20 protein-coding genes are annotated in these 24,143 nt (G+C 72.4%); 19 read left to right on the top strand and 1 reads right to left on the bottom strand.

The genetic code is table 11. The annotated features are described in order from the left end of the window. The 3 genes from FRAQA3DRAFT_RS18525 to FRAQA3DRAFT_RS18515 form a co-directional block, all read left to right on the top strand. Positions 1-737: WD40 repeat domain-containing protein (locus tag FRAQA3DRAFT_RS18525; RefSeq protein WP_009740577.1), on the top strand; the 737-nt coding region annotated here is incomplete at its 5' end. Positions 738-821: 84 nt separating this feature from the next. Continuing rightward, a complete protein-coding gene (gene add / locus FRAQA3DRAFT_RS18520) occupies positions 822-1,919 on the top strand; it encodes an adenosine deaminase (protein ID WP_009740576.1) in 1,098 nt (365 codons plus the stop codon). Beyond that, the gene (locus tag FRAQA3DRAFT_RS18515) at positions 1,916-2,659 is read left to right on the top strand and encodes a demethylmenaquinone methyltransferase (protein ID WP_009740575.1); all 744 of its coding nucleotides are present in this window, start codon (positions 1,916-1,918) and stop codon (positions 2,657-2,659) included. Before add ends, FRAQA3DRAFT_RS18515 begins: the two co-directional genes overlap by 4 nt. Positions 2,660-2,694: 35 nt before the next feature. On the opposite strand, the gene FRAQA3DRAFT_RS18510 is transcribed toward FRAQA3DRAFT_RS18515, so the two are convergent. Further along, complete coding sequence (locus tag FRAQA3DRAFT_RS18510) at positions 2,695-3,411, bottom strand: dienelactone hydrolase family protein (protein WP_009740574.1); 717 nt, start codon at positions 3,409-3,411, stop codon at positions 2,695-2,697. A gap of 819 nt (positions 3,412-4,230) precedes the next feature. On the opposite strand from FRAQA3DRAFT_RS18510, the gene FRAQA3DRAFT_RS18505 reads away from it, so the two are divergent. The 16 genes from FRAQA3DRAFT_RS18505 to FRAQA3DRAFT_RS18430 all read left to right on the top strand — a co-directional run bounded on the left by FRAQA3DRAFT_RS18505 (position 4,231) and on the right by FRAQA3DRAFT_RS18430 (position 24,059). Continuing rightward, positions 4,231-5,535: a geranylgeranyl reductase family protein gene (locus FRAQA3DRAFT_RS18505; protein WP_198286927.1), complete on the top strand. Its 1,305-nt coding sequence runs from the start codon at positions 4,231-4,233 to the stop codon at positions 5,533-5,535. A gap of 411 nt (positions 5,536-5,946) precedes the next feature. Further along, entirely contained in the window at positions 5,947-6,309 is a 363-nt protein-coding gene (locus tag FRAQA3DRAFT_RS18500; RefSeq protein WP_009740572.1) for an NADH-quinone oxidoreductase subunit A, read from the top strand. Beyond that, positions 6,300-7,169: an NADH-quinone oxidoreductase subunit B family protein gene (locus tag FRAQA3DRAFT_RS38830; protein WP_009740571.1), complete on the top strand. Its 870-nt coding sequence runs from the start codon at positions 6,300-6,302 to the stop codon at positions 7,167-7,169. The genes FRAQA3DRAFT_RS18500 and FRAQA3DRAFT_RS38830 overlap by 10 nt, the downstream gene beginning before the upstream one ends. Then, positions 7,156-7,938, top strand: a complete 783-nt coding sequence (locus FRAQA3DRAFT_RS18490; RefSeq protein ID WP_009740570.1) for an NADH-quinone oxidoreductase subunit C — start codon at positions 7,156-7,158, stop codon at positions 7,936-7,938. The genes FRAQA3DRAFT_RS38830 and FRAQA3DRAFT_RS18490 overlap by 14 nt, the downstream gene beginning before the upstream one ends. Positions 7,939-7,996: 58 nt before the next feature. Continuing rightward, entirely contained in the window at positions 7,997-9,445 is a 1,449-nt protein-coding gene (locus tag FRAQA3DRAFT_RS18485; protein WP_009740569.1) for an NADH-quinone oxidoreductase subunit D, read from the top strand. Next, a complete protein-coding gene (gene nuoE, locus FRAQA3DRAFT_RS18480; RefSeq protein WP_009740568.1) occupies positions 9,445-10,221 on the top strand; it encodes an NADH-quinone oxidoreductase subunit NuoE in 777 nt (258 codons plus the stop codon). Before FRAQA3DRAFT_RS18485 ends, nuoE begins: the two co-directional genes overlap by 1 nt. A 3-nt stretch (positions 10,222-10,224) precedes the next feature. Next, positions 10,225-11,556, top strand: a complete 1,332-nt coding sequence (gene nuoF / locus FRAQA3DRAFT_RS18475; RefSeq protein ID WP_009740567.1) for an NADH-quinone oxidoreductase subunit NuoF — start codon at positions 10,225-10,227, stop codon at positions 11,554-11,556. A gap of 2 nt (positions 11,557-11,558) precedes the next feature. Then, the gene (locus FRAQA3DRAFT_RS18470; protein ID WP_009740566.1) at positions 11,559-14,189 is read left to right on the top strand and encodes an NADH-quinone oxidoreductase subunit G; all 2,631 of its coding nucleotides are present in this window, start codon (positions 11,559-11,561) and stop codon (positions 14,187-14,189) included. Next, positions 14,186-15,529, top strand: a complete 1,344-nt coding sequence (gene nuoH / locus FRAQA3DRAFT_RS18465; RefSeq protein WP_009740565.1) for an NADH-quinone oxidoreductase subunit NuoH — start codon at positions 14,186-14,188, stop codon at positions 15,527-15,529. Before FRAQA3DRAFT_RS18470 ends, nuoH begins: the two co-directional genes overlap by 4 nt. Before the next feature lie 3 nt (positions 15,530-15,532). After that, on the top strand, positions 15,533-16,111 hold the full coding sequence (nuoI, locus tag FRAQA3DRAFT_RS18460; RefSeq protein ID WP_009740564.1) for an NADH-quinone oxidoreductase subunit NuoI: 579 nt from the start codon (positions 15,533-15,535) through the stop codon (positions 16,109-16,111). Next, positions 16,108-17,175, top strand: a complete 1,068-nt coding sequence (locus tag FRAQA3DRAFT_RS18455; protein ID WP_009740563.1) for an NADH-quinone oxidoreductase subunit J — start codon at positions 16,108-16,110, stop codon at positions 17,173-17,175. Before nuoI ends, FRAQA3DRAFT_RS18455 begins: the two co-directional genes overlap by 4 nt. Continuing rightward, on the top strand, positions 17,172-17,471 hold the full coding sequence (gene nuoK / locus FRAQA3DRAFT_RS18450) for an NADH-quinone oxidoreductase subunit NuoK (protein ID WP_009740562.1): 300 nt from the start codon (positions 17,172-17,174) through the stop codon (positions 17,469-17,471). Before FRAQA3DRAFT_RS18455 ends, nuoK begins: the two co-directional genes overlap by 4 nt. A gap of 98 nt (positions 17,472-17,569) precedes the next feature. After that, positions 17,570-19,555, top strand: coding sequence for an NADH-quinone oxidoreductase subunit L (gene nuoL, locus FRAQA3DRAFT_RS18445; RefSeq protein WP_009740561.1), 1,986 nt, complete (start codon positions 17,570-17,572; stop codon positions 19,553-19,555). Position 19,556: 1 nt separating this feature from the next. Beyond that, a complete protein-coding gene (locus tag FRAQA3DRAFT_RS18440) occupies positions 19,557-21,464 on the top strand; it encodes an NADH-quinone oxidoreductase subunit M (RefSeq protein ID WP_009740560.1) in 1,908 nt (635 codons plus the stop codon). After that, positions 21,461-23,035 carry an NADH-quinone oxidoreductase subunit NuoN gene (nuoN, locus tag FRAQA3DRAFT_RS18435; protein WP_009740559.1) on the top strand — a complete coding sequence of 525 codons (1,575 nt, stop codon included), beginning with the start codon at positions 21,461-21,463 and terminating at the stop codon, positions 23,033-23,035. Before FRAQA3DRAFT_RS18440 ends, nuoN begins: the two co-directional genes overlap by 4 nt. Before the next feature lie 7 nt (positions 23,036-23,042). Then, positions 23,043-24,059 carry a polyprenyl synthetase family protein gene (locus FRAQA3DRAFT_RS18430; RefSeq protein ID WP_009740558.1) on the top strand — a complete coding sequence of 339 codons (1,017 nt, stop codon included), beginning with the start codon at positions 23,043-23,045 and terminating at the stop codon, positions 24,057-24,059. Positions 24,060-24,143 lie beyond the last annotated feature (84 nt).

Genomic DNA, 24,143 nt, shown 5'->3' with positions numbered 1-24,143 from the left:
CGTTGCTGGTGTCGGGTGGCCGGGACGGGTCGGTGCGGGTGTGGGAGGTGGGGTCGGGGCGTGAGCTGCGGGTGTTGACCGGCCAGCAGGGCTGGGTGCGGTCGGTGGGGTTTTCGCCGGATGGGGCGTTGCTGGTGTCGGGTGGGGATGACGGGTCGGTGCGGGTGTGGGAGGTGGGGTCGGGGCGTGAGCTGCGGGTGTTGACCGGCCATCAGGATTGGGTGCGGTCGGTGGGGTTTTCGCCGGATGGGGCGTTGCTGGTGTCGGGTGGGGATGACGGGTCGGTGCGGGTGTGGGAGGTGGGGTCGGGGCGTGAGCTGCGGGTGTTGACCGGCCATCAGGGCTGGGTGTTTTCGGTGGGGTTTTCGCCGGATGGGGCGTTGCTGGTGTCGGGTGGCCAGGACGGGTCGGTGCGGGTGTGGGAGACCACCACCGGACGGCCCATCGCCGCCCTGCTCGGGCTGCCGGCGGGGTGGGCGGCGTTGCTGCCTGACGGCTACAAGCTTGTCGGCGATCCCGGCGGAGCCTTCTGGTGGACGATCAAGGCCGTCCGTTTCGAGCCGGGCGAGCTCGACCGCTTCGATCCCTCCGCCCGCAGGCTCCCCGACGACGCCCCGCTCCCACTGCCCCCCGAGTACCGGATCGTCACCCCTGGCATGCGCCCGGTCGCCGCCCGTCCACCGTGGGAACCCCAGCCCCGCCGCCTGCGCCTGCGCCGCCGCAGAACGGGCACCTGACGGTCCGCCCCTCCCGCCAGGTCCGAGGGTCCGGGACGGCATCGACATCTGCCGTCCACGGACGGGACGCCATAGATTGGCCCGATGAGCGAGTCCGCCGGGTCCCCGGCCGTGGTCCCGGCGGCGACCGGGCCGAAGATCGAGCTGCACGTTCACCTGGAGGGGACGGTTCGGCCGGCGACGCTGCTGGAGATGGCGCGGCGTAACGAGGAGGCGCTGCCGTCGCGGACGGTCGAGGGCCTCGCGGAGCTCTACCGCTTCCGCGACTTCAACCACTTCATCCAGGTCTGGGTCATGACGACGCACGTGATGCGGACCGAGGCCGACTTCCGCCAGGTCGTCGTCGACTACGCCGCCGAGGCGGCCAGCCACGGCGCCGTCTACCTGGAGGGCATCTTCTCGCCCTGGTTCCGCGTGCAGCGCGGCGTCCGGGTCGAGGAGATCTTCAACGGCTACGCCGACGGGGCGATCGAGGCCCGGGAGCGCTACGGCGTCGAGGTGCGCCTGACCCCGGACATCGACCGGGTGCTGCCCGTCGAGGCGGCCACCGAGGTGGCCCGCTGGGCGGCGCGCTTCGCCGAACGCGGCATCGTCGGCCTCGGGCTCGGCGGGCCAGAGGTCGGCCATCCGCCGGAGCCGTTCGCGCCCGCGTTCGCCCTGGCCGCGGACGCCGGGCTCGCCGCGGTCCCGCACGCGGGGGAGACGGAGGGGCCGGCGTCGATCCACGGCGCGCTCGACGCGCTCGGCGCCCGGCGCCTCCGCCACGGCGTCCGCGCGGTCGAGGACCCGGCGCTGGTGCGCCGCCTCGCCGACGAGGGGATCGTGCTGGACGTCTGCCCGGTGTCGAACCTGCGCACCCGCTCCGTGGCCCGCCTCGGCGACCATCCGCTCGCCGCGTTGCACGCGGCCGGCGTGGCCTGTTCACTGGCCACCGACGACCCGGCGATGTTCGGCACCGACCTCGGCACCGAGCACGCCGTCGCCGCCGGCCTCGGCGCCCGCGCCCGCGACCTGTACGCGGCCGGCGTCGCCGGGGCGCTGTGCGACGAGGCGACCCGCGAGCGGCTGCGCCGCCTCGGCGCGGCCACCGACTGGGACGCCGCCGAGAAGGCGGCCCGCGCCGCCGCCCCGACGGCCCTCGCCGGGTTCGACGGCGTGGACGACAGGGAGGGGGCGCGGTGAGCAGGCCCGGACTGGACAAGCGGCCGCAGGAGGTCGCGGCGATGTTCGACGGCGTGGCCGGGCGCTACGACCTGACGAACGCCGTGCTCTCCGGCGGACTGGACCGGACCTGGCGGCGCGCCACCGCCGCCTTCCTCGACCTGCGCCCCGGCCTGCGGGTCCTCGACCTCGCCGCCGGCACGGCCACCTCGTCGCGGGCCTTCGCCGAGGCCGGCGCGGACGTCGTCGCCTGCGACTTCTCCCTCGGCATGCTGCGCGCCGGCCAGCGCCGACTCGCCGAGAAGCCGCTGCCCGCCAGCCCGGCCTCCCCGGCCTCGGGCGCGGGGCGGGTGGTGCTGACCGCCGGGGACGGGCTGCATCTGCCCTTCCCCGACGCCGCGTTCGACCGCACGACGATCTCGTTCGGGCTGCGCAACGTCGCCGACACCGTGCGCTGCCTCGCCGAGCTGCGCCGGGTCACCCGGCCCGGCGGCAGGCTCGTCGTCTGCGAGTTCTCCCGGCCGGTGTGGGGCCCCTGGCGGACCGTCTACCTCGAATACCTGATGCGGGCGCTGCCGAGCCTCGCCCGCGCGGTCAGCAGCAGCCCGGACTCCTACGTCTACCTGGCCGAGTCGATCCGAGCCTGGCCCGCTCAGGCCGAGCTCGCCGACCTGCTGCGCGAGGCCGGCTGGTCGCGGGTCACCTGGCGCAACCTCACCGGCGGCGTCGTCGCCCTGCATCGCGGCCACGCCTCCGACTGATCGGCGCCGGCCCCAGCGCCGGCCCTGGCCCCAGGTCAGCCGGGCAGGTGGGAGTCGAACCAGGTCAGGGTGCGTGACCAGGCATCGCGGGCCGAGGCCGGATGGTGGGACGCGGGGCGGGCGTCGTTGTGGAAGCCGTGCCCGGCCTCGGGGTAGCGGATGATCTCGGTGGGCACGGGGGCCGCGGCCACCGCGGCCCGCAGGGCCTCGACGTCCTCGACGGGGATGCTCGGGTCCTGGTCGCCGTACAGGCCGAGCCACGGCGCCTGCAGCCGGTCGGCGATCTCCAGTGGGCTCGGCTCGCCGAAGCGCCGGGTGCGGATCCCGCCGCCGTAGAACGTGACCGCCGCGCCGAACGGGCGGGCCACCGCGGTCTGGAAGGCGACGCTCCCACCCAGGCAGAAGCCGACGACGGCGCAGCGGTCCAGCGCCGTTCCCTCCTCGGCGAGGACGGCCAGCGCGGCGTCGACATCCTCCAGCAGATCCGTGCCGTCGAGGTCCTCGACGACCTTCACCGCCGAGGCGATGTCGTCGTAGTCGAAGACCGGCGAGCCGACGCGGTGGAACAGGTCGGGTGCGATCGCCCGCCAGCCGGCCCGGGCGAAGCGGGTACACAGTCCCCGCACGTGCTCGGTGAGGCCGAACGCCTCGTGCAGGACGACGACGCCGCCGCGCGCGGGGCCGGCGGGTTCGGCAAGCGTTGCCGGGGCAGGTCCGTCGGCGGTGGGGAGGACGACGGTCTCTTCGGTCATCGGATCTCTCGATTCGGAACAGTGTCGTGTCGGGTGACGGGCGTCGAGTGGGCGCGGCCGCACTGGCGACGGCGCGCCCGCCTGGGCACGTCCGGTGTGATCCATGGGGCTTTGGGCAACTTTGCGGTTTTTCGGGGTTAGATGACACAGCGTGGGCGGTGCGGCGTGCGGTCGGGCGACGGTTGCGCGGATCAGGTCGGGACAGAATGCCGTGGCCGCCGGGTCGGGGTGGTCCCTTCCGGTCAGGTGTCCCCCGCTCGGGCCGGTCGAGACCGCCCGTTCGGGTGGCGCCATCTGGTCCGGACGTGCCTCGCGTGGACCGGGTGGCACCGCCACGGACCAGCCGGCGCCCGCGGACGAGCGCCGCGTTTCGGGCGACCAGCGGGGGACTACCCCGCACGGGCGGTGATCCCACCCTGTCGGGAGAACGTGCCATGGACAGTTTTCAGTCGTCGGCCGTGCGTAGTGACCGAATTGCGACGCGTGACACGCCGGAGGGATGGACGTGTGCGCCGCGCGCGCGACCAGCAGTCATGTGGTGAAAGGGGTCGGCATTATACGCTCGTCTAGAAGTTGCGCCAGGGCGCCGCGGCGGGTCCACCTGGGCCAGGAGCCGGGAACGGTCGCTCACCGTGGTCATAGGGTGCGCGAAGTCGACTCGTCCGGTCTTCATCGCATCCTGGTTGGTGCGATTGGCCTGCGTAGGGCCTACACTCGCCGAGGACGCTCGTGAAGAATTTCACGAGCACTCAACGAGGGGTCCCGGCCGGGAGTGCTCCCGGGACGGGTGGTCGAGCGGATCCGGAGCAATGGGTGGCCATGGCGACGACAAGGACTGACGGCGCGGGCGGCGGGTCGACGACCGACGCCGACGTCATCGTGGTCGGCGCCGGCCCCGGAGGCTCGTCGGCCGCCTACCACCTGGCCAGCACCGGGCTGGACGTCCTGCTGGTCGAGAAGACGACCTTCCCCCGCGAGAAGGTCTGCGGCGACGGGCTGACTCCGCGCGCCGTGCGCAGCCTCGTCGAGATGGGCATCGACACCTCGCCCGCCGCCGGTTGGGCGCGCAACAGGGGGCTGCGCATCGTCGGCGGCGGCGTGCGGATGGAACTGCCCTGGCCGGACCTGGCGAGCTGGCCCGACTACGGGCTCGTCCGTCCCCGCCTCGACTTCGACGACCTGCTCGCCCGGCACGCGGTGAAGGCCGGCGCCCGGCTGCAGGAGGGCACGGCCGTCACCGGGCCGCTGCTCGACGAGCGCACCGGCCGGGTCGTCGGCGTCCTGGCGCGCACCGGGCCCGACCGGGAGCCGGTGACCTACCGCGCCCCGCTGGTCATCGCCGCGGACGGCAACAGCGCCCGGATCGCGCTGGCGCTCGGCATCCGCCGCCGGGAGGACCGTCCGCTCGGCGTCGCCGTCCGCCGCTACTACCGCAGCCCGCTCACGAACGACGACCACCTCGAGTCCCACCTGGAGCTGTGGGAGGGCCGGCCGCGCCAGAGCCGCCTGCTGCCCGGCTACGGCTGGATCTTCGGCGTCGGCGACGGCACCAGCAACGTGGGCCTCGGCCTGCTGAACACCACCGACGCCTTCCAGAACACCAACTACACCGATCTGCTGCGCCGCTGGCTCGCGGCGCTGCCGCCGGAGTGGGGCTTCACCGAGGACAACGCGATCGGCCCGGTGCGCGGCAGCGCCCTGCCGATGGGCTTCAACCGCACCCCGCACTACCGCGACGGCGTGCTGCTCGTCGGTGACGCCGGCGGCATGGTCAACCCGTTCAACGGCGAGGGCATCGCCTATGCGCTGGAGTCGGGTCGGTACGCCGCCGAGGTCGCCGTGCAGGCGCTCGCCCGCGCCGAGGGACCCGCCCGGGAACGCGCCCTCGGGCACTACCCGGAAATCGTGCGTGCCCAGTACGGCGGGTATTACACCCTCGGTCGATATTTCGTCCAGCTCATCGGGAATCCGACCATCATGGCGCTCGGGACGAAGTACGGGCTGCCGCGGCCGACGCTCATGCGCTTCGTTCTCAAGATCATGGCAAATCTCACCGACCCCCGGGGAGGGGATGCGATGGACCGACTGATCAATGCTATGACCCGGCTCGCTCCCGCGGCCTGACGTGTTACCCGGGTCGATCCGGCGGCGTGCCGCACGGGCCGGATCGACGAAATTCCGGTATGTCGCACAGCGCGGCACCGGTGCTGGCGCACCGGTGCCGGAGCGGGACCTGACAGGTCGTCGCGGAATGTCCGGTAGGGGCCGCTTGCTCTGCGGACAGGACTGTGGGACCAGCCCGCCGTCGGCGGATCGGCTCTCGAGGGAAACCGGCGGGGCCGGCCGGTGAGGCGGCGAAGTACCGCCGGGCCAGGGGTTTCGGCTCGGGATCGGGTGAGGGCGCCCCGCTTCCGGCGCCGTGACCAGTGGCCAGAAACGTGACGAACACCGAGCGCGGACCGTTCGCGATCCGTTCACCGGAAAGCCATTCCTCATAACGTCCGGTAACACTCTTTCGAAGGAGAGGAGTTCGGCATGCTCTCGAACTACGTGCCGATCCTCGTTCTGCTGGCGATCGCGAGCCTGTTCGCGGTCGGTTCCGTCGCGGCGGGCGCGATCATCGGCCCGCGTCGGTTCAATCGTGCGAAGATCGACGCCTACGAGTGCGGGATCGAACCCTCTCCGGCCCCGGCCGGACCGCAGCGCTTCCCGGTGAAGTACTACAACACCGCGATGCTTTTCATCGTCTTCGACATCGAGATCATCTTTTTGTTCCCGTGGGCGGTCGCGTTCGACAGTCTCGCGGTGTTCGGCCTCGGTGCGATGGCGCTGTTCATGGCGACGATCTTCGTCGCGTACGCCTACGAGTGGCGTCGTGGAGGTCTGGAATGGGACTAGAGGAGAAGCTGCCCGGTGGAGTGCTCCTCGCCAGCGTCGAGAAGCTCGCCAACTGGTCCCGGCGGTCGTCGCTGTGGCCGGCGACCTTCGGGCTGGCCTGCTGCGCGATCGAGATGATGTCCACCGGCGCCGGCCGCTACGACCTGTCCCGGTTCGGCATGGAGGTCTTCCGGGCCAGCCCCCGCCAGGCCGACCTGATGATCGTCGCCGGCCGGGTGAGCCAGAAGATGGCGCCGGTGCTGCGGCAGATCTACGACCAGATGCCCGAGCCCAAGTGGGTGCTGTCGATGGGCGTCTGCGCCAGCAGCGGCGGCATGTTCAACAACTACGCGATCGTGCAGGGCGTCGACCACATCGTCCCGGTCGACATGTACCTGCCCGGCTGCCCGCCGCGGCCGGAGATGCTGATGGACGCCATCATCAAGCTGCACGAGAAGATCCTCGCCGGGCCGGTCACCGGCAAGACCCCGCACACCGAGTCCGGCTCGTCGCCCTACCCGAAGCCGATCGACGTGGCCACCGCCCGCGCCGGGCTGCCCGCCGGTGAGCTCGACACCCGCACCCTGTCGGTCAACGACCGCAAGCGCTTCCGGATCCCGGCCGGCGCGCCGGTCCCGACCGGGCGCGGCGCCGTCGAACCCGCCCTCGACACCCGCCGGCCCGCGGCGATCGCCCCACCGTCGGTGTTCGGCCGGGCCAAGCGGATCCCCGTGGACGCCAAGCCCGCCGACGAGTCGCGGGCCCACGGTCCCGGCCCGAGCACCGCCGACATCGCCGACAGCGACGCCGCCCCGGGCGGCACCACGGCCGGCACCGGGCAGCGGGGCGCCGACCCAGGAGCGACGCATGACACCCCCTGACGGCACGCCTTCCGGCGGCACCCCCTCCAACGGCCGGGGCGCGGGCGGCGGCGCCTTCGACGAGAACGGGGCCGCCGCGAACGGTGCCGGCGAGCTGGTGGGCGGCGGCGGCAACGGCGTGCGACCGGGACGGCGCCACGACGCGTTCGGCGCCGGCGGCACCGGCGACACCTCCGGCTTCGGCCGCCTCGTCGCCCCGGCCCCGGTGCTGGCCGCCAGCGAGCGGCCGTTCGGCGACCCGGACGCCGACGCGGTGTACGACGCGCTCGAACGCGTCTTCCCGCAGCTCGGCGACGCCGTCGAGCGGGCCGTCGTCGACCGCGGCGAGCTGACCCTGCACGTGCGCCGCGAGGGCCTGCCGGCGCTGGCCCAGACCCTGCGCGACGACCCGGGACTGCGTTTCGAGCTGCTGTCGTCACTGTCCGGGGTGGACTACCCGGACGACGTCACCGGCCGCCGGCTGCACTCGGTGGTCCACCTGACCTCGATGACCTACCGCCGCCGGCTGCGCCTGGAGGTCTCCGTCGCCGACGCCGACCCCACCGTGCCGAGCCTGACCTCGGTGTGGCCCACCGCGGACTGGCATGAGCGGGAGGCCTACGACCTGTTCGGCATCGTCTACACCGGCCACCCCGGGCTGACCCGGATCATGATGCCGGACGACTGGATCGGGCACCCGCAGCGCAAGGACTACCCGCTGGGTGGCATCCCGGTCGACTACAAGGGCGCCACGGTCCCGCCGCCGGACGAGCGCCGGAGCTACTCGTGATCCCGCACCCGGCCCTGACCGGCCGCCTGCATCCCCGAGGCGACATCCGAGGTTCGCTATGACGCCCAGCACGTCGGCCCCGCACACATCGACCTCCCACCCCACCGACGGGTCCCACCCCACCGACGGGACCCACCCCACCGACGGGACCCACCCCACCGACGGGACCTCCCAGCCCACCGACGCCCCCCCGGCCTACGAGGCCGGGTTCACGGAGTCCGCGTCCGGGCGCGTCTACACCGTCACCGGCGGCGACTGGGAGGAGATCCTCGGCGCCGGTGAACAGGACGCCGAGCGCATCGTCGTCAACATGGGGCCGCAGCACCCCTCCACGCACGGCGTGCTGCGCCTCGTGCTGGAGATCGAGGGTGAGACGGTCACCGAGACCCGCCTCGTCATCGGCTACCTGCACACCGGCATCGAGAAGAGCTGCGAGTACCGCACCTGGACCCAGGCGGTCACCTTCCTCACCCGCGCGGACTACCTGTCCCCGCTGTACAACGAGGCGGCCTACTGCCTGTCGGTGGAGAAGCTGCTCGGCATCACCGACGACATCCCCGAACGGGCCACCGTGATCCGGGTGCTGGTGATGGAGCTGCAGCGCATCGCCTCGCACCTGGTGTGGCTGGCCACCGGCGGCATGGAGCTCGGCGCCACCACCGCGATGATCTTCGGGTTCCGGGAGCGGGAGAAGGTCCTCGACCTGCTGGAGCTCATCACCGGGCTGCGGATGAACCACGCCTTCATCCGCCCCGGCGGCCTGGCCCAGGACCTGCCGGACGGCACGGAGCGGGCCATCCGGGAGTTCCTCGCCGACATGCCGGGGCGCATCCGCGAGTACCACCGGCTGCTGACCGGCCAGCCGATCTGGAAGGCGCGGATGGTCGACGTCAACGTCCTCGACGCCGCCGGCTGCATCGCCCTGGGGGTCACCGGGCCGGTGCTGCGCGCCGCGGGCCTGCCCTGGGACCTGCGCAAGACCATGCCCTACTGCGGCTACGAGACCTACGAGTTCGACGTGCCGACCGCGCTGGAGGCGGACTCCTTCGCCCGCTACCTGGTGCGGCTGGAGGAGATGGGCGAGTCTCTCAAGATCATTGAGCAGTGCCTGGACCGGCTGCGGCCGGGGCCGGTCATGGTCGCCGACAAGAAGATCGCCTGGCCGGCGCAGCTGTCGATCGGCGCCGACGGGATGGGCAACTCGCTGGCGTACATCCGCAGCATCATGGGGACCTCGATGGAGGCCCTCATCCACCACTTCAAGCTGGTCACCGAGGGCTTCCGGGTGCCGCCCGGCCAGGTCTACACGCAGATCGAGTCGCCCCGCGGCGAGCTCGGCTACCACGTGGTCAGCGACGGCGGCACGAGACCGTTCCGCGTCCACGTCCGCGACCCAAGCTTCGTCAACCTGCAGGCCGTCCCGGCGCTGACCGAGGGCGGCCAGGTGGCGGACGTGATCGTCGGGGTCGCCTCGGTGGACCCGGTGCTCGGGGGAGTTGATCGGTGATGGCCTTCCCGCCCGAGACCCACGCCGCCGCGGCCGAGATCATCGCCCGCTACCCGGCCGGCCGGTCCCGCTCGGCGCTGCTGCCGCTGCTGCACCTGGTGCAGGCGGAGCAGGGCTTCGTGACGACCGAGGGGGTGGCGTTCTGCGCGGACACGCTCGGCATCACCCAGGCCGAGGTCGGCGCGGTCGCGACCTTCTACACGATGTACAAGCGGCGGCCCGTCGGCGACTACCTCGTCTCGGTCTGCACGAACCTGTCCTGCGCGCTGCTCGGCGGGGACGAGGTCTTCGCCCGGGTCGCCGAACGCCTCGGGATCGGCCACGACGAGACGACCCCGGACGGCTCGATCACCCTCGAACACGCCGAATGCCTCGCGGCCTGCGACTACGCGCCGGTGATGACGGTGAACTACGAGTTCTACGACCAGGTCGACCCGGACTCGGCGCAGGCGATCGTCGCCGGCCTGCAGGCCGGCGAGCGCCCGGCGCCCACCCGCGGCGGGCCGCTGTGCTCGTTCGCCGAGACGTCCCGCCAGCTCGCCGGGTTCGCCGACGAGCGCCCGGAGGGCGTCGCGGGACCCGGCGTCGGCGAGCCGTCGGTCGCCGGCCTGCTGCTCGCCGAGGCCGCCGGCTGGCGGGCCGACCAGGCCCCCGCGCCGCTCGTGGCCACCGGGCCGCCCCTTGCGGGCCAGGGCACCGGACCCGCCTCCCCGGCGCCGGCGCCAGCGTCGGCCCCGACTCCGACTCCGGCCTCCTCCGAGCGGAAGGGGAACTGATCGATGCCCGTCACCCCGGTCCTCACCCGGCGCTGGAACACCCCGGAGTCGTGGACGCTTCAGACCTACCGCCGACTCGACGGCTACGTCGCGCTGCGCACGGCGCTGGCCGGCGACCCCGACGACCTCATCAAGCTGATCAAGGACTCGGGGCTGCGCGGGCGCGGCGGCGCCGGCTTCCCCACCGGGATGAAGTGGGGCTTCATCCCGCAGGGCGACGGCAAGCCGCACTACCTCGTCATCAACGCCGACGAGGGGGAGCCCGGCACCTGCAAGGACGCGCCCCTGATGAAGGCCGACCCGCACTCGCTCGTCGAGGGCATCATCATCGCGGCGTACGCGGTGCGGGCCAGCCGGGCGTTCGTCTACCTGCGCGGCGAGCTGATCCACGCCGCCCGCCGGCTGCGCGCCGCGGTCGCCGAGGCGTACGCCGCCGGCTACCTCGGCCGCGACATCCTCGGCAGCGGCTTCGACCTCGAGCTCGTCGTGCATTCCGGCGCCGGCGCCTACATCTGCGGCGAGGAGACGGCCCTGCTCGACTCGCTGGAGGGCCGGCGCGGCCAGCCGCGGCTGCGCCCGCCGTTCCCGGCGACGCACGGGCTGTACGCGTCCCCCACCGTCGTCAACAACGTCGAGACGATCGCGACGGTGCCCTACATCGTCAACTACGGGGTGGACTGGTTCCGCACCATGGGCCGGGAACGCGCTCCTGGCCCGAAGATCTTCAGCCTGTCCGGCCACGTGACCCGGCCCGGCCAGTACGAGGTCCCGATGGGCACCACCCTGCGCGAGCTACTGGAGCTGGCCGGCGGGGTGCGCGGCGGCCGAAAGCTCAAGGCGTGGACGCCGGGCGGGTCGTCCACCCCGATGCTCACCGCGGAGCACCTCGACGCCCCGCTCGACTTCGAGGGCATGCAGGAAGCGGGCTCGCTGCTCGGCACCGCGGCACTGATGATCATGGATGAGACGACCGACATGCTCCGGGTCGTCCGCCGGCTCACCCAGTTCTACGCCCACGAGTCGTGCGGCAAGTGCACCCCGTGCCGCGAGGGCACGAGCTGGATGGTGAAGATCCTGTCCCGGCTGGAGCGGGGCCAGGGCGACGCCTCCGACGTCGACACCCTCGTCGACGCCTGCGACAACATCTTCGGCCGGGCGTTCTGCGCGCTGGCCGACGGGGCCACCTCCCCGATCGTCTCGGGGATCAAGTACTTCCGGGACGAGTTCATCCCGGTGAGCGCGGTGACCTCGAAGCCGGATCCCACCCCGGGCGGCGAGGCGGCCGGCGACGGCTCGCCTTCGCAGGCCCCGGGCGCCTACGCGGGAGCGCACTGACCATGACCGTCGCCCCATCCCAGCCGGCCGCGCCGGCCGCCGCGGATCTCGTCGCCCTCACCATCGACGGGCTGCCGGTCAGCGTCCCCAAGGGCACGCTGATCATCCGGGCGGCGGAGCTGCTCGGCATCGAGATCCCGCGGTTCTGCGACCATCCGCTGCTCGACCCGGTCGGCGCCTGCCGGCAGTGCATCGTCGAGGTGGAGGGCCAGCGCAAGCCCGTCGCCGCCTGCACGACGACCGTCGCCGCCGACATGGTCGTGAAGACCCAGCTCACCTCGCCGGTGGCCCGCAAGGCCCAGGCCGGCAACATCGAGTTCCTGCTGCTCAACCACCCGCTCGACTGCCCGATCTGCGACAAGGGCGGCGAGTGCCCGCTGCAGAACCAGTCGATGGCCAACGGCGGCGCCGTCTCCCGGTTCAAGGAGGCCAAGCGGGCCTACCCGAAGCCGCTGGCGATCTCCACCGAGATCCTGCTCGACCGGGAACGCTGCGTGCTGTGCGCCCGCTGTACCCGCTTCTCCGCGCAGATCGCCGGGGACCCGTTCATCGAGCTGTTCGAGCGCGGCGCCGCCGAGCAGGTCGCGGTCAGCGACGGCCAGCCGTTCTCCTCCTACTTCTCCGGCAACACGGTGCAGATCTGCCCGGTCGGCGCGCTCACCAGCGCCGCCTACCGGTTCCGGGCACGCCCGTTCGACCTGGTCTCCACGCCGACGGCGTGCGAGCACTGCGCGTCGGGCTGCAGCCTGCGCACCGACCACCGCCGCGGGAAGGTGATGCGCCGCCTCGCCGGCGACGACCCGGCGGTCAACGAGGAGTGGAACTGCGACAAGGGCCGCTTCGCGTTCACCTACGCCCGCGCCGCCGACCGGCTGACCACCCCGCTGATCCGTGACGACGACACCGGGCAGCTCGTCGAGGCGACCTGGTCCGAGGCGCTCGAGTACGCCGCCCGGGGCCTGGCCGAATGCCGCGACCGGCACGGCGTCGGCGTACTCGCCGGCGGCCGGCTGACCCGCGAGGACGCCTACGCCTACGCCAAGTTCACCCGGGTGGCGCTGGCCACCAACGACGTGGACTTCCGCGCCCGGCCGCACTCGGCCGAGGAGGAGCAGTTCCTCGGCCACGCGGTCGCCGGCACCGGCATCGGGGTGACCTACGCCGACCTGGAGGCGGCGCCGGCGGTGCTGCTCGTCGCCTTCGAACCGGAGGAGGAGTCGCCGATCGTCTTCCTGCGGCTGCGCAAGGCCGCCGACAAGCACGCCACCGCCGTGCACGCGCTCGCGCCGCTGGTCACCCGCGGGCTGGCCAAGCTCGCCGGGACGCTGGTCACCACCGAGCCCGGCGCCGAGCCCGCCGTCCTCGACGCGCTTGCCGAGGCCGGCCCCGGGGTGGGCGACACCCACCCGCTCGCCGCGACGGCCCGTGCCGTGCGGGAGCCCGGCGCGGTCATCCTCGTCGGCGAGCGGGCCGGCGAGATCCCCGGGACGCTGTCCGCCGCCCTGCGCCTCGCCGACGCCACCGGCGCATCGCTGGCCTGGGTGCCGCGCCGCGCCGGGGACCGCGGCGCCGTCTCCGCCGGGCTGCTGCCCTCGCTGCTGCCCGGCGGCCGCCCGGTCGCCGACCCCGCCGCCCGCGCCGAGGTCGAGGCGTTCTGGGGCGGCCGGCTGCTCGGCGCGCCCGGCCGTGACACCGCCGGCATCCTCGCCGCGGCCGCCGCCGGCCGCCTCGACGCAATCCTCGTCGCCGGGGTGGACGCCGAGGACCTGCCCGACCCCGCCGCCGCGCTGGCCGCGCTGGCCCGCGTGCCGTTCTGCGTGTCGGTCGAGGTGCGGCGCTCGGCCATCGCCGAGGTCGCCGACGTGGTGCTGCCGGTCGCGCCGGTGGCGGAGAAGGCCGGCTCGTTCGTCGACTGGGAGGGCCGGCTGCGGCCGTTCCAGCGGGCCCTGGACACCCCGGCGCTGCCCGACGTGCGCGTGCTGCACCTGCTCGCCGCCGAGATGGGCATCGACCTGCGGCTGCCCGACACCGGCGCGGCCGCCCGCGAGCTGCGCGACGTCGGCCGGGCCGGCGCCGGGGTTACCCGGGTGCCCGCGCCGGCCGACCCCGCCGGGGCCGCGAGCGTCCCCGGGCCGGGCGAGGCGGTGCTGGCCACCTGGCATCAGCTCGTCGACGACGGCGCCCTGCTCGCCGACGAGCCGTACCTCGCCGGCACGGCCAGGCCCGCCCGCGTCCGCCTGTCCGCGGCGACCGCCGCCGAGATCGGGGTGGCCGCCGGGGACCTGGTGACGGTGCGCAGCGGCCGAGGGTCGGTCACCCTGCCCTGCGAGCTCACCGCCATGCCCGACCGGGTCGTCTGGGTGCCCACCCACTCGCCGGGCTCGCACGTGCGCCGCTCGCTGGCTGCCCGCGCCGGCGTCGTCGTCCGGATCGCGGCGGGCGGGACCGCGCGCCCGGCCGGTGCCGACACGTTCCCGGTCGACCAGCGCCGCGGCACGGCCCTGGGGGCCGAGCTCGCCGCCGCCCAGGACACCGCTGTGACCGTCGAGACCGCCGCGCCACCCGGGAGAGCCACGCCGGTGGCACCCGCGCCGCGGACCGTCGGCGACGAGCCCGCCGGGGGTCGGCCATGAGCGCCACCGCCTCCGCGCTCGTGCTCGCCGCCCCGGTCGACCCGGACCTGTCCGGCTTCGGCGACGACCCGTTCTGGCTGATCCTGCTCAAGGGCGTCGGGGTCTTCGCCTTCCTGCTGCTGATGACGCTGTTCTCGATCGTGTTCGAGCGCAAGGTCGTCGCGAGGATGCAGCAGCGGGTCGGGCCGAACCGGCACGGCCCGAAGGGCTGGCTGCAGAGCCTCGCCGACGGCGCCAAGCTGATGCTCAAGGAAGACCTGATCCCGGCCCTCGCCGACAAGCCGATCTTCATCCTGGCGCCGATCGTCTCGGCGGTCCCGGCGTTCCTCGCCTTCGCCGTCATCCCGTTCGGCCCGGAAGTGTCGATCTTCGGCGAGCGCACCACGCTCCAGCTCGCGGACCTGCCCGTCAGCGTGCTCTACCTGCTCGCCGCGGCCTCGCTCGGGGTGTACGGGCTGATCCTGTCCGGCTGGTCGAGCGGGTCGACCTACCCGCTGCTCGGTTCGCTGCGCTCGGCGGCCCAGATCATCTCCTACGAGGTGGCGATGGGCCTGTCGTTCGTCGCGGTGTTCATGTACGCGGGCACGCTGTCGACGTCCGGAATCGTGGAGAGCCAGTCGGGGCGCTGGTACATCGCGCTGCTGCCGTCGTTCGTCCTGTACTGCATCTCGATGGTCGGTGAGACGAACCGGACCCCCTTCGACCTGCCCGAGGCCGAGGGGGAGCTGGTCGGCGGCTTCCACACCGAGTACAGCTCGATCAAGTTCGCGTTCTTCTTCCTCGCCGAGTACATCAACATGGTCACCGTCTCGGCGATCGCGACCACGCTGTTCCTCGGCGGCTGGCAGCCGCCGCCGATCCCGGGCCTGTCCGGCCTGGACCACGGCTGGGTGCCGCTGATCTGGTTCGTTTTGAAGTTGCTGCTGTTCCTGTTCTTCTTCATCTGGCTGCGCGGGACGCTGCCCCGGCTGCGCTACGACCAGTTCATGGCGTTCGGCTGGAAGGTGCTGATCCCGGTCGGCCTGCTGTGGGTCCTGGTCATCGCGACCTTCCGCGTCTACCAGAGGGACGTCGAAGACCGCACGCCGTGGCTGATCGGCGTCGGGGTGGTCATCGGTGTCATGCTGATCATCGCGCTCGTCGATCCCGGTGGTGCGAAGCACCAGCGGGAGCTGGAGGAGGCCGAGCGCAGCAAGCTCGCGCAGGCGCCGAGCCTCGAACGCATCCCGTGGCCGCCCCCGCCACCGGGCGGCGCGCGGCCGGCGGTGCCCGCGGGCACCTCGGCCAACGGGTCGTCCACCGTCATCGCCGCGGACCCCCCTCCGCGTCAGGAGAGCTGAGTCATGGGCTTCTTCGACCCCTACAAGGGCTTCGGCGTCACCTTCTCGACGATGTTCAAGAAGCCGACGACGGAGCAGTACCCGGAGCAGAAGAAGGAGACCGCGCCCCGGTTCCACGGCCGCCACCAGCTCAACCGCCATCCGGACGGGCTGGAGAAGTGCGTCGGCTGCGAGCTGTGCGCCTGGGCCTGCCCCGCCGACGCCATCTACGTCGAGGGCGCCGACAACACCGAGACCGAGCGCTACTCGCCGGGGGAGCGGTACGGCCGCGTTTACCAGATCAACTACCTGCGCTGCATCCTGTGCGGGCTGTGCATCGAGGCGTGCCCGACCCGGGCGCTGACGATGTCGAACGACTACGAGCTCGCCGACGACAACCGCCGCGACCTGATCTTCACCAAGGAGCAGCTCCTCGCCCCGCTGGCCGAGGGCATGGAGGCGCCGCCGCACCCGATGCGGCTCGGCTCCAACGAGACCGACTACTACGTGCGCGACGCGGACGCGCCGCTGCCCTGGCAGGTGACCGACGCCCAGCGCGCGGCCGCCGGCGGTTCCGACGCCGGGTCGGAGCAGCCGCGATGACCCACGCGACCCTGCTCGCCGCCGCAGGCGAGATCACCAGCACCTCCACCGGCGAGGCCGCGGTGTTCTGGATCCTCGCGCCGATCGCGGTGCTGGCCGCGGTCGGCATGGTGCTGGTCCGCAGCGCCGTGCACTGCGCGCTGCTGCTGGTGGCGAACCTGTTCTGCGTCGCGGTGTTCTACCTGATCCAGCAGGCGCCGTTCCTCGGCTTCGTGCAGATCATCGTCTACGCGGGCGCGATCATGGTGCTGTTCCTGTTCGTGCTCATGCTCGTCGGCGTCGACTCGTCGGACTCTCTGGTGGAGACCATCCGCGGCCAGCGCCTCGGCGCGGCGATCTTCGGGCTCGGCTTCGCCGGGCTGCTGGTCTTCCCGATCGGCTCGGCCATCGACGGCGGCAGCGCCAAGGGCCTCGACGCGGCCAACGAGGGCGGCAACGTCCAGGCGATCGGCCGGCTGCTGTTCAGCGACTACGTCTTCGTCTTCGAGGCGATCTCGGCGCTGCTCGTCGTCGCCGCGATCGGGACGATGGTGCTCGGCCACCGCGAGCGCGAGGGCGGCCGGGTCAGCCAGCGGGAGTGGATGCGCCGCCGGTTCACCGAGCCCGGCCGCCAGGTCACCCCGCTGCCCGGCCCCGGCGTCTTCGCCCGGCATGACTCGGCCGACACGCTCGGCCTGCTGCCCGGCGGCGGCCGCGCCTCCGGCATCGGCGGCATCCCCGGCGTCCCCGGAGCCGCCGATGAGCCGGGCGCCGCGGACCTTCCCGGCGGCCGGGGAGCACCGGACAGCCCCGACACCCCGGGTGCCCCGGGCGCCCCCGGGGTGTCGGACGGTCCGGGGTCGGCAGGTCCGGGGTCGGCAGGTCCGGGATCGGCAGGCCCCGGCGGGCCGAGGGGATCCGGCGGGCCGGATGGGCCGGGCACGGCGGGCGGCGGTGCCACGCCGGGCGCACCGCCACCCCCGGCGCCGACGGACGGCGCCGCGGCGGACGGCGCGGGCGGAGCGGATCCGGTCGACGCGAACGGCTCGGCGCTGGCGGGCGCCGGTAAGGGAGACGATCGGTGAATCCCGCGAACTACCTGATCCTCTCGGCGCTGCTGTTCAGCATCGGCACCGTCGGGGTCCTCGTCCGGCGCAACGCGATCGTCGTGTTCATGTCAATCGAGCTGATGCTCAACGCCGTCAACCTGACCCTGGTCACGTTCTCCCGGATCAACGGCACCCTCGACGGCCAGATCATGGCGTTCTTCGTCATGGTCGTCGCCGCCGCCGAGGTCGTCATCGGGCTGGCCATCATCCTCAGCATCTTCCGCACCCGTCGCTCGGCGTCGGTGGACGACGTGAACCTGCTGAAGTACTGACTTGCGACCAGCGGCCGCGGCGCCCCCGGCGGTCATGGAAGAACGGACGAGACTGCAGTGACGCTTTATCGCCAACGGCGCGCAGTGGCGGGGTCGCGATGAGGGTCGACCCGGTTCTGCTCGCCGCCACCGAACCCGGTGGCCATCCGATCCACTACGCCGCCGCCTCCGGGGTGTTCTCGCTGTCCTGGCTGCTCATCGTGCTGCCGCTGGCCGGCGCCGCGGTGCTGCTGCTCGGGGGGCGGCGCACCGACCGGGTCGGCCACATCATCGGCACGCTCGCGGCGGGGGCGAGCTTCGTGCTCGGCCTGGTGCTGTTCGCCACCCTGCTCGGCCGGGACGGCGACGACCGGGCGCTGTCGCAGCACCTGTACTCCTGGATTCCGGTGAACGGCTTCCAGGTGGACGCCGGCCTGCTCGTCGACCAGCTCTCGATCGTGTTCGTGCTGCTCATCACCGGCGTCGGCACGCTGATCCACATCTACTCGATCGGCTACATGGCGCACGACCCGGCCAGGCGGAAGTTCTTCGCCTACATGAACCTGTTCCTGGCGTCGATGCTGCTGCTCGTCCTGGGCAACAACTTCCTGTCGCTCTACGCCGGCTGGGAGCTCGTCGGCCTGTCGTCCTACCTGCTCATCAAGTTCTGGGAGGACCGGCCGGCCGCGGCGACCGCGGCGAACAAGGCCTTCTACATGAACCGGGTCGGCGACGTCGGCCTCGCCCTGGCCATCATGTTCATGTTCGCCACCGTGGGGTCGACCAGCTACGCGGACGTGTTCGGCGCCGCCGCCGCGGGCGTCATCGGTTACGGCACCCTGACCGCGATCGCGCTGCTGCTCCTGCTTGGTGCGTGCGGCAAGTCCGGTCAGTTCCCGCTGCAGTCGTGGCTGCCGGACGCCATGGAGGGCCCCACCCCGATCTCCGCGCTCATCCACGCGGCGACCATGGTCACCGCCGGGGTGTACCTCATCGTCCGGACCGGCCCGATCTTCGACGGGACGCAGGCGGCGCGCACCGTCGTCGTCATCATCGGCGCCGCGACGATCCTCATCGGCTGCATCATCGGCTGCGCCTACGACGACATCAAGAAGGTGCTGGCCTACTCCACCGTCAGCCAGATCGGCTACATGTTCCTCGCCGTGGGCCTGGGGCCCGCGGGCTACGCGCTGGGCATCATGCACCTGCTCGCCCACGGCTTCTTCAAGGCCGGTCTGTTCCTCGGCGCCGGGTCGGTGATCCACGCGATGGACGACGACCAGGACCTGCGCCGCTACGGCGGGCTGTGGCGGTACATGCCGATCACCTGGGTGACCTTCGGCCTCGGTTACCTGGCCATCATCGGGTTCCCGGGGCTGTCCGGGTTCTTCACCAAGGACCGCATCATCGAGACCGCCTTCGACAAGGGCGGCACCTCCGGCTACCTGCTCGGCTCGATCGCGCTGCTGGGCGCGGGCATCACCGCGTTCTACATGACCCGGCTGTTCCTGATGACCTTCCACGGCAAGCCGCGCTGGTCGGCGGAGGGGCCGGACGCGAGGCACCCGCACGAGGCGCCGGTGTCGATGACCGGGCCGATGATCGTGCTGGCGGTCGGCTCGGTGTTCGCCGGCGGCCTGTTCGTCCTCGGCCACTCGCTGCAGGACTGGCTCGAACCGGTCGCGGGGGAGGGCGTCGAGGGCGTGCACACGTTCTCCCCGCTGGTGCTCACCCTGCTCACCCTGGTGGTCACCGCGGGCGGGTTCGCCGGCGCCTACCTGCGCTACCAGCTCCGGCCGGTCGAGTCCGTGGCCCGGCCGGACGCCGAGGTCAGCCTGGTCACCTTCGCCGCCCGGCACGACCTGTTCGCGAACACGTTCAACGAGACCGTCGCCATGCGTCCCGGCCAGTACCTGACCCGCTTCCTGGTCTGGCTGGACCTCGTCGGCATCGACGGGCTCGTGCGGGGCAGCGCCGCCGCCATCGGCGGGCTGTCCGGGCGGATGCGCCGCCTGCAGACCGGCTTCGTCCGGTCCTACGCTCTGTCGATGTTGGGAGGTGCCGTCCTCGTGGTCGGCGCACTGCTGCTGGTGAGGGCGGGCTGACGTGAACACGGTCCCCTGGTTGACGATCCTGCTCATCGTCCCGGCCGCGGGCGCGGTGGTCGTCGCCGCCCTGCCGCGGCGCCACGCGACGCTCGCCAAGCAGCTCACCCTCGCCATCACGCTCGCGGTCCTGGTGCTCGCGGTGCTCGCGACCTTTGCCTACGACCCGGACAAGGCCGGCTTCCAGTTCGGCCAGTCCTACGACTGGATCTCCACGTTCGGCATCTCCTACTCGGTCGGGGCCGACGGCATCTCGCTGGTGCTGATGCTGCTGGCAGCGCTGCTGGTGCCGGTCGTGGTGCTGTCGTCGTGGGACGAGGTCGACGGCGGCGGCGCGGGCGGTGGCCGTATCCCCGCTCCCACGGCCACCCCCGACGCCACCGGCGGTACGCCCGGCGGGTCCGCCGGGGGCCCTGGTCCCGCCGGCGACGTCGGGGAGATCGGCGCAGCCGGGGAGATCGGTGGTGTCGGTGGTGTCGGCGGGATCGGTGGCGTCGGTGGTGGGTCGGGCGGGACCGCGGTCGCGCTGGCCGCCCCAGCCCCGGCCCCGGCGCGGCCCGCGACGGTCCCGCCGGTCGAGACGCGGGGCGAGGCCGAGACGCACGGCCGCCGTTCGGTGCCGGCGTTCTTCGCGCTGCTGCTCGCCCTGGAAGCCGGGATGATCGGCGTGTTCGCCGCGACCGACGTCTTCCTGTTCTACGTGTTCTTCGAGGCGATGCTGATCCCGATGTACTTCCTCATCGGCAGCTACGGCCCGGTGACCGAGCAGGCGCAGCGCTCCTACGCGGCGGTGAAGTTCCTGGTCTACAGCCTGCTCGGCGGCCTGCTCATGCTCGCCGCGGTGATCGGCCTGTACGTCGTGTCCGCCGACAACCTCGGGCACGGCACGTTCGACTTCGCCACCCTGCGGCAGATGGAGATCACCCCCGGGGTACAGAAGCTGTTGTTCCTGGGGTTCTTCGTCGCGTTCGCCATCAAGGCCCCGCTGTTCCCGTTCCACACCTGGCTGCCCGACGCGGGCGCCCAGTCGCCCACCGGCGGCGCGGTGCTGCTCGTCGGTGTGCTGGACAAGGTGGGGACCTTCGGGTTGATCCGTTACTGCATCCCGCTGTTCCCGGACGCCGCGGACTACTTCGCCCCGATGGTGCTGGGCCTGGCGGTCGTCGGCATCTTCTACGGGGCCCTGCTGGCCATCGGGCAACGAGATATGAAGCGCCTCGTCGCCTACACCTCGCTCGCCCACTTCGGCTTCATCGCGCTGGGCCTGTTCGCCTTCACCAGCCAGGCCGGTACCGGCGCGGTGCTTTACATGGTCAACCACGGCCTGTCGACGGGGCTGCTGTTCTTGGTCGTCGGCTTTCTGGTGACTCGGCGGGGCACCCGTGACGTCGGCGCCTACGGCGGCCTGGCCAAGGTGACGCCGGTGCTCGCCGGGGTCTTCCTCATCGCCGGGCTGTCGTCGCTGGCGCTGCCCGGGACGAACAGCTTCGTCAGCGAGTTCCTCGTCCTGGTCGGCACGTTCACGGCGAACAAGCCGCTGGCGATCGTGGCGACCTGCGGCATCGTGCTCGCGGCGGTCTACGTCCTGTACCTGTACCAGCGGACGATGACCGGCCCGGTCGTCCACGAGGAGAACAGGGTCCTGCACGACCTCGGCCTGCGCGAGAAGATCGTCGTGGCCCCGATGGTCGCGCTCATCGTCGCCCTCGGGGTGTACCCGAAGCCGCTGCTCGACATCATCAGGCCGACGGTGACGGCAACCTACGCCGACATCGGCAAGTCCGATCCGGCACCGACCCACCCGGCGGCCGCCCATCCCGGGGCCGCCCATCCCGGGGCCGCCCATCCCGGGGCCGCCCATCCCGGGGCCACCCATCCCGTCGCCACGCAGCCCGGAGGCCATTCGTGAGCGCCGATCCGACCATCCTGCTGGCGCAGACACAGAAGATCACGCCGCCGTCGATCGAGTACTCCTCGCTCAGCCCGCTGCTCATCGTCTTCGTGGTGGCGCTGGTCGGGGTGCTCGTCGACGCCTTCGCCACCCGCGGGGCGCGCCGCGTCATCCAGCCCGTCCTGGCCGGCGGCGGCTTCATCGCCGCGCTGGTCGCGGTCGCGGTGTTGCACGGCCGGCACGCGGTGCTCGCCAAGGGCGCGGTGGCGATCGACGCGCCGACGCTGTTCATGCAGGGCACGATCCTGGTCTTCGCGCTGCTGTCGGTGCTGCTCGTGGCCGAGCGCCAGCTCGACTCCTCCGGCGGCGCGATCGTCGCCTCGGCCGCGATCACGCCTGGCTCGAAGGGCTCGACCGCGCAGCAGACCTCCGCGGACATGCAGACCGAGGCGTACCCGCTGATGGTCTTCTCGGTCACCGGCATGATGCTTTTCGTCGCGTCGAACAACCTGCTGGTGATGTTCGTGGCGCTGGAGATCCTGTCGCTGCCGCTGTATCTGCTGGCCGGGCTTGCCCGGCGCCGGCGCCTGCTCTCGCAGGAGGCGGCGATGAAGTACTTCCTGCTCGGAGCATTCTCCTCGGCGTTTTTTCTCTACGGCGTCGCGTTCGCCTACGGATTCGCCGGCAGCGTGGAGCTCGGCAAGGTCGCCGACGCGGTCGGCGCCGTGGGGAAGAACGACACCTACCTCTACCTGTCGCTCGCCCTGCTGGCCGTCGGCCTGTTCTTCAAGATCGGCGCCGCGCCGTTCCACTCGTGGACGCCCGACGTCTACCAGGGGTCCCCGACCCCGGTGACCGCGTTCATGGCCGCCGGCACCAAGGTCGCCGCCTTTGGTGCCCTGCTGCGCGTCTTCTACGTCGCCTTCGGCGGCCTGCGCTGGGACTGGCGGCCGGTGCTGTGGACCGTGGCGATCCTCACGATGGTCGTCGGCGCGGTGCTGGCGCTGACCCAGCGCGACATCAAGCGGATGCTGGCCTACTCGGCGGTCGCCCACGCCGGCTTCCTGCTCGTGGGGCTCGCCGGCACCAACACCGACGGCCTGCGCGGCTCGATGTTCTACCTGGTCACCTACGGCTTCACCACGATCGCCGCGTTCGCCGTGGTCTCGCTGGTGCGCACGAGCGACGGCGAGGCCAGCGACCTGTCCCAGTGGCGGGGGCTCGGCCGTACCTCGCCGCTGTTGGCCGGGACGTTCTCCTTCCTCCTGCTCGCGCTCGCCGGCATCCCGCTGACCAGCGGGTTCACCGGAAAGTTCGCCGTGTTCCAGGCGGCGATCGAGGGCGACGCGACCCCGCTGGTCGTGGTCGCGCTGGTGTGCAGCGCGATCGCCGCCTTCTTCTACGTGCGGGTGATCGTGCTGATGTTCTTCTCCGAGCCGCTCGCCGAGGGGCCGGTCGTGGTCACCCGACCGACCCTGACGTTCGCCACGGTCGGCATCGGCACCGTGGCGACGCTTGTCCTGGGAGTAGCGCCACAGCCTCTTCTGGACCTCGCGAATACCGCTGCGACGTCCGGCTTCGTACGCTGACGGTGGTATGAGCGCTATCGGGCTGGACGTCGTGGGGATCAGGACCGATCCTGATCTGGAAAAAGCCGTGCGAGATGGGCTTGGTCAGGTGGAGGAGCTGCTACGCGCATCTGTGCGCAGCGAGTTCTCCTTCGTGACCGAGACCTCGCGGCATCTCGTCGACGCGGGGGGTAAACGCTTCCGCCCGATCGTCGTGCTGCTGGCGGCGCAGTTCGCCGATCCGCACGCCGCCGGGGTGGTGCCAGCGGCGGTCGCGATCGAACTCACCCATCTGTCGACGCTGTATCACGACGACGTGATGGACGAGGCGCCCCGGCGGCGGGGTGCAGCCTCCGCCAACGCCCGGTGGACGAACACGGTCGCGATCCTCACCGGCGACTACCTGTTCGCCCGTGCCTCCGACATCACCGCGGACCTGGGCCCCGCGGCGACCCGGATCCTCGCCCGGACGATCGCGACCCTGTGCGAAGGCCAGATCCGCGAGACCGTCGGCCCCTCGCCCGACCAGGACCCGGTCGAGCACTACCTGCGGGTGGTCACGGAGAAGACCGCCTCACTGATCGCCACCTCCGGCCGCCTCGGCGCCATGCTCGCCGGCGCGGACCCGCTCACCGTGGACACCCTGGCGACCTTCGGGGAGCTGTTCGGGGTGGCCTTCCAGCTCTCCGACGACATCATCGACGTCGCCTCCGACCCGGCCGACTCCGGGAAGACCCCCGGCACCGACCTGCGCGAGGGCATCCCCACCCTGCCGGTCCTCTACGCGCTGCAGGCCGACGACCGGGCCGCCGGCCGGCTGCGGGAGCTCATCAACTCGGACTTCGCCGCCGGTGGCGGGAACCCGGACGAGGGGGTCGCGGAGGCGATCGACCTGCTACGCGCGCACGAGGGGATGGCCAGGGCCCGCCGGGAGCTCGTCACCTGGTCGACCCGCGCCCGGGAATGCCTGGCCCCGCTGCCGGACAATGCGGCGAAGGCGGCCTTGGAGTCCCTCGCCGACTTCGTCATCGACCGCACCGGCTGACGCCCCCCGGCGGCCGGCCCCCACGGCCCCGCCGGCACCCCGCAGCCGGCCGACCGGCGCCCCCAGCGGCCCACCCCCGGCGGC

It is taken from the genome of Frankia sp. QA3 (assembly GCF_000262465.1).
Lineage (GTDB): Bacteria > Actinomycetota > Actinomycetes > Frankiales > Frankiaceae > Frankia.
Note: the sequence above shows the minus strand (reverse complement) of the source record. Positions and strands in the feature narration are given on the sequence as shown.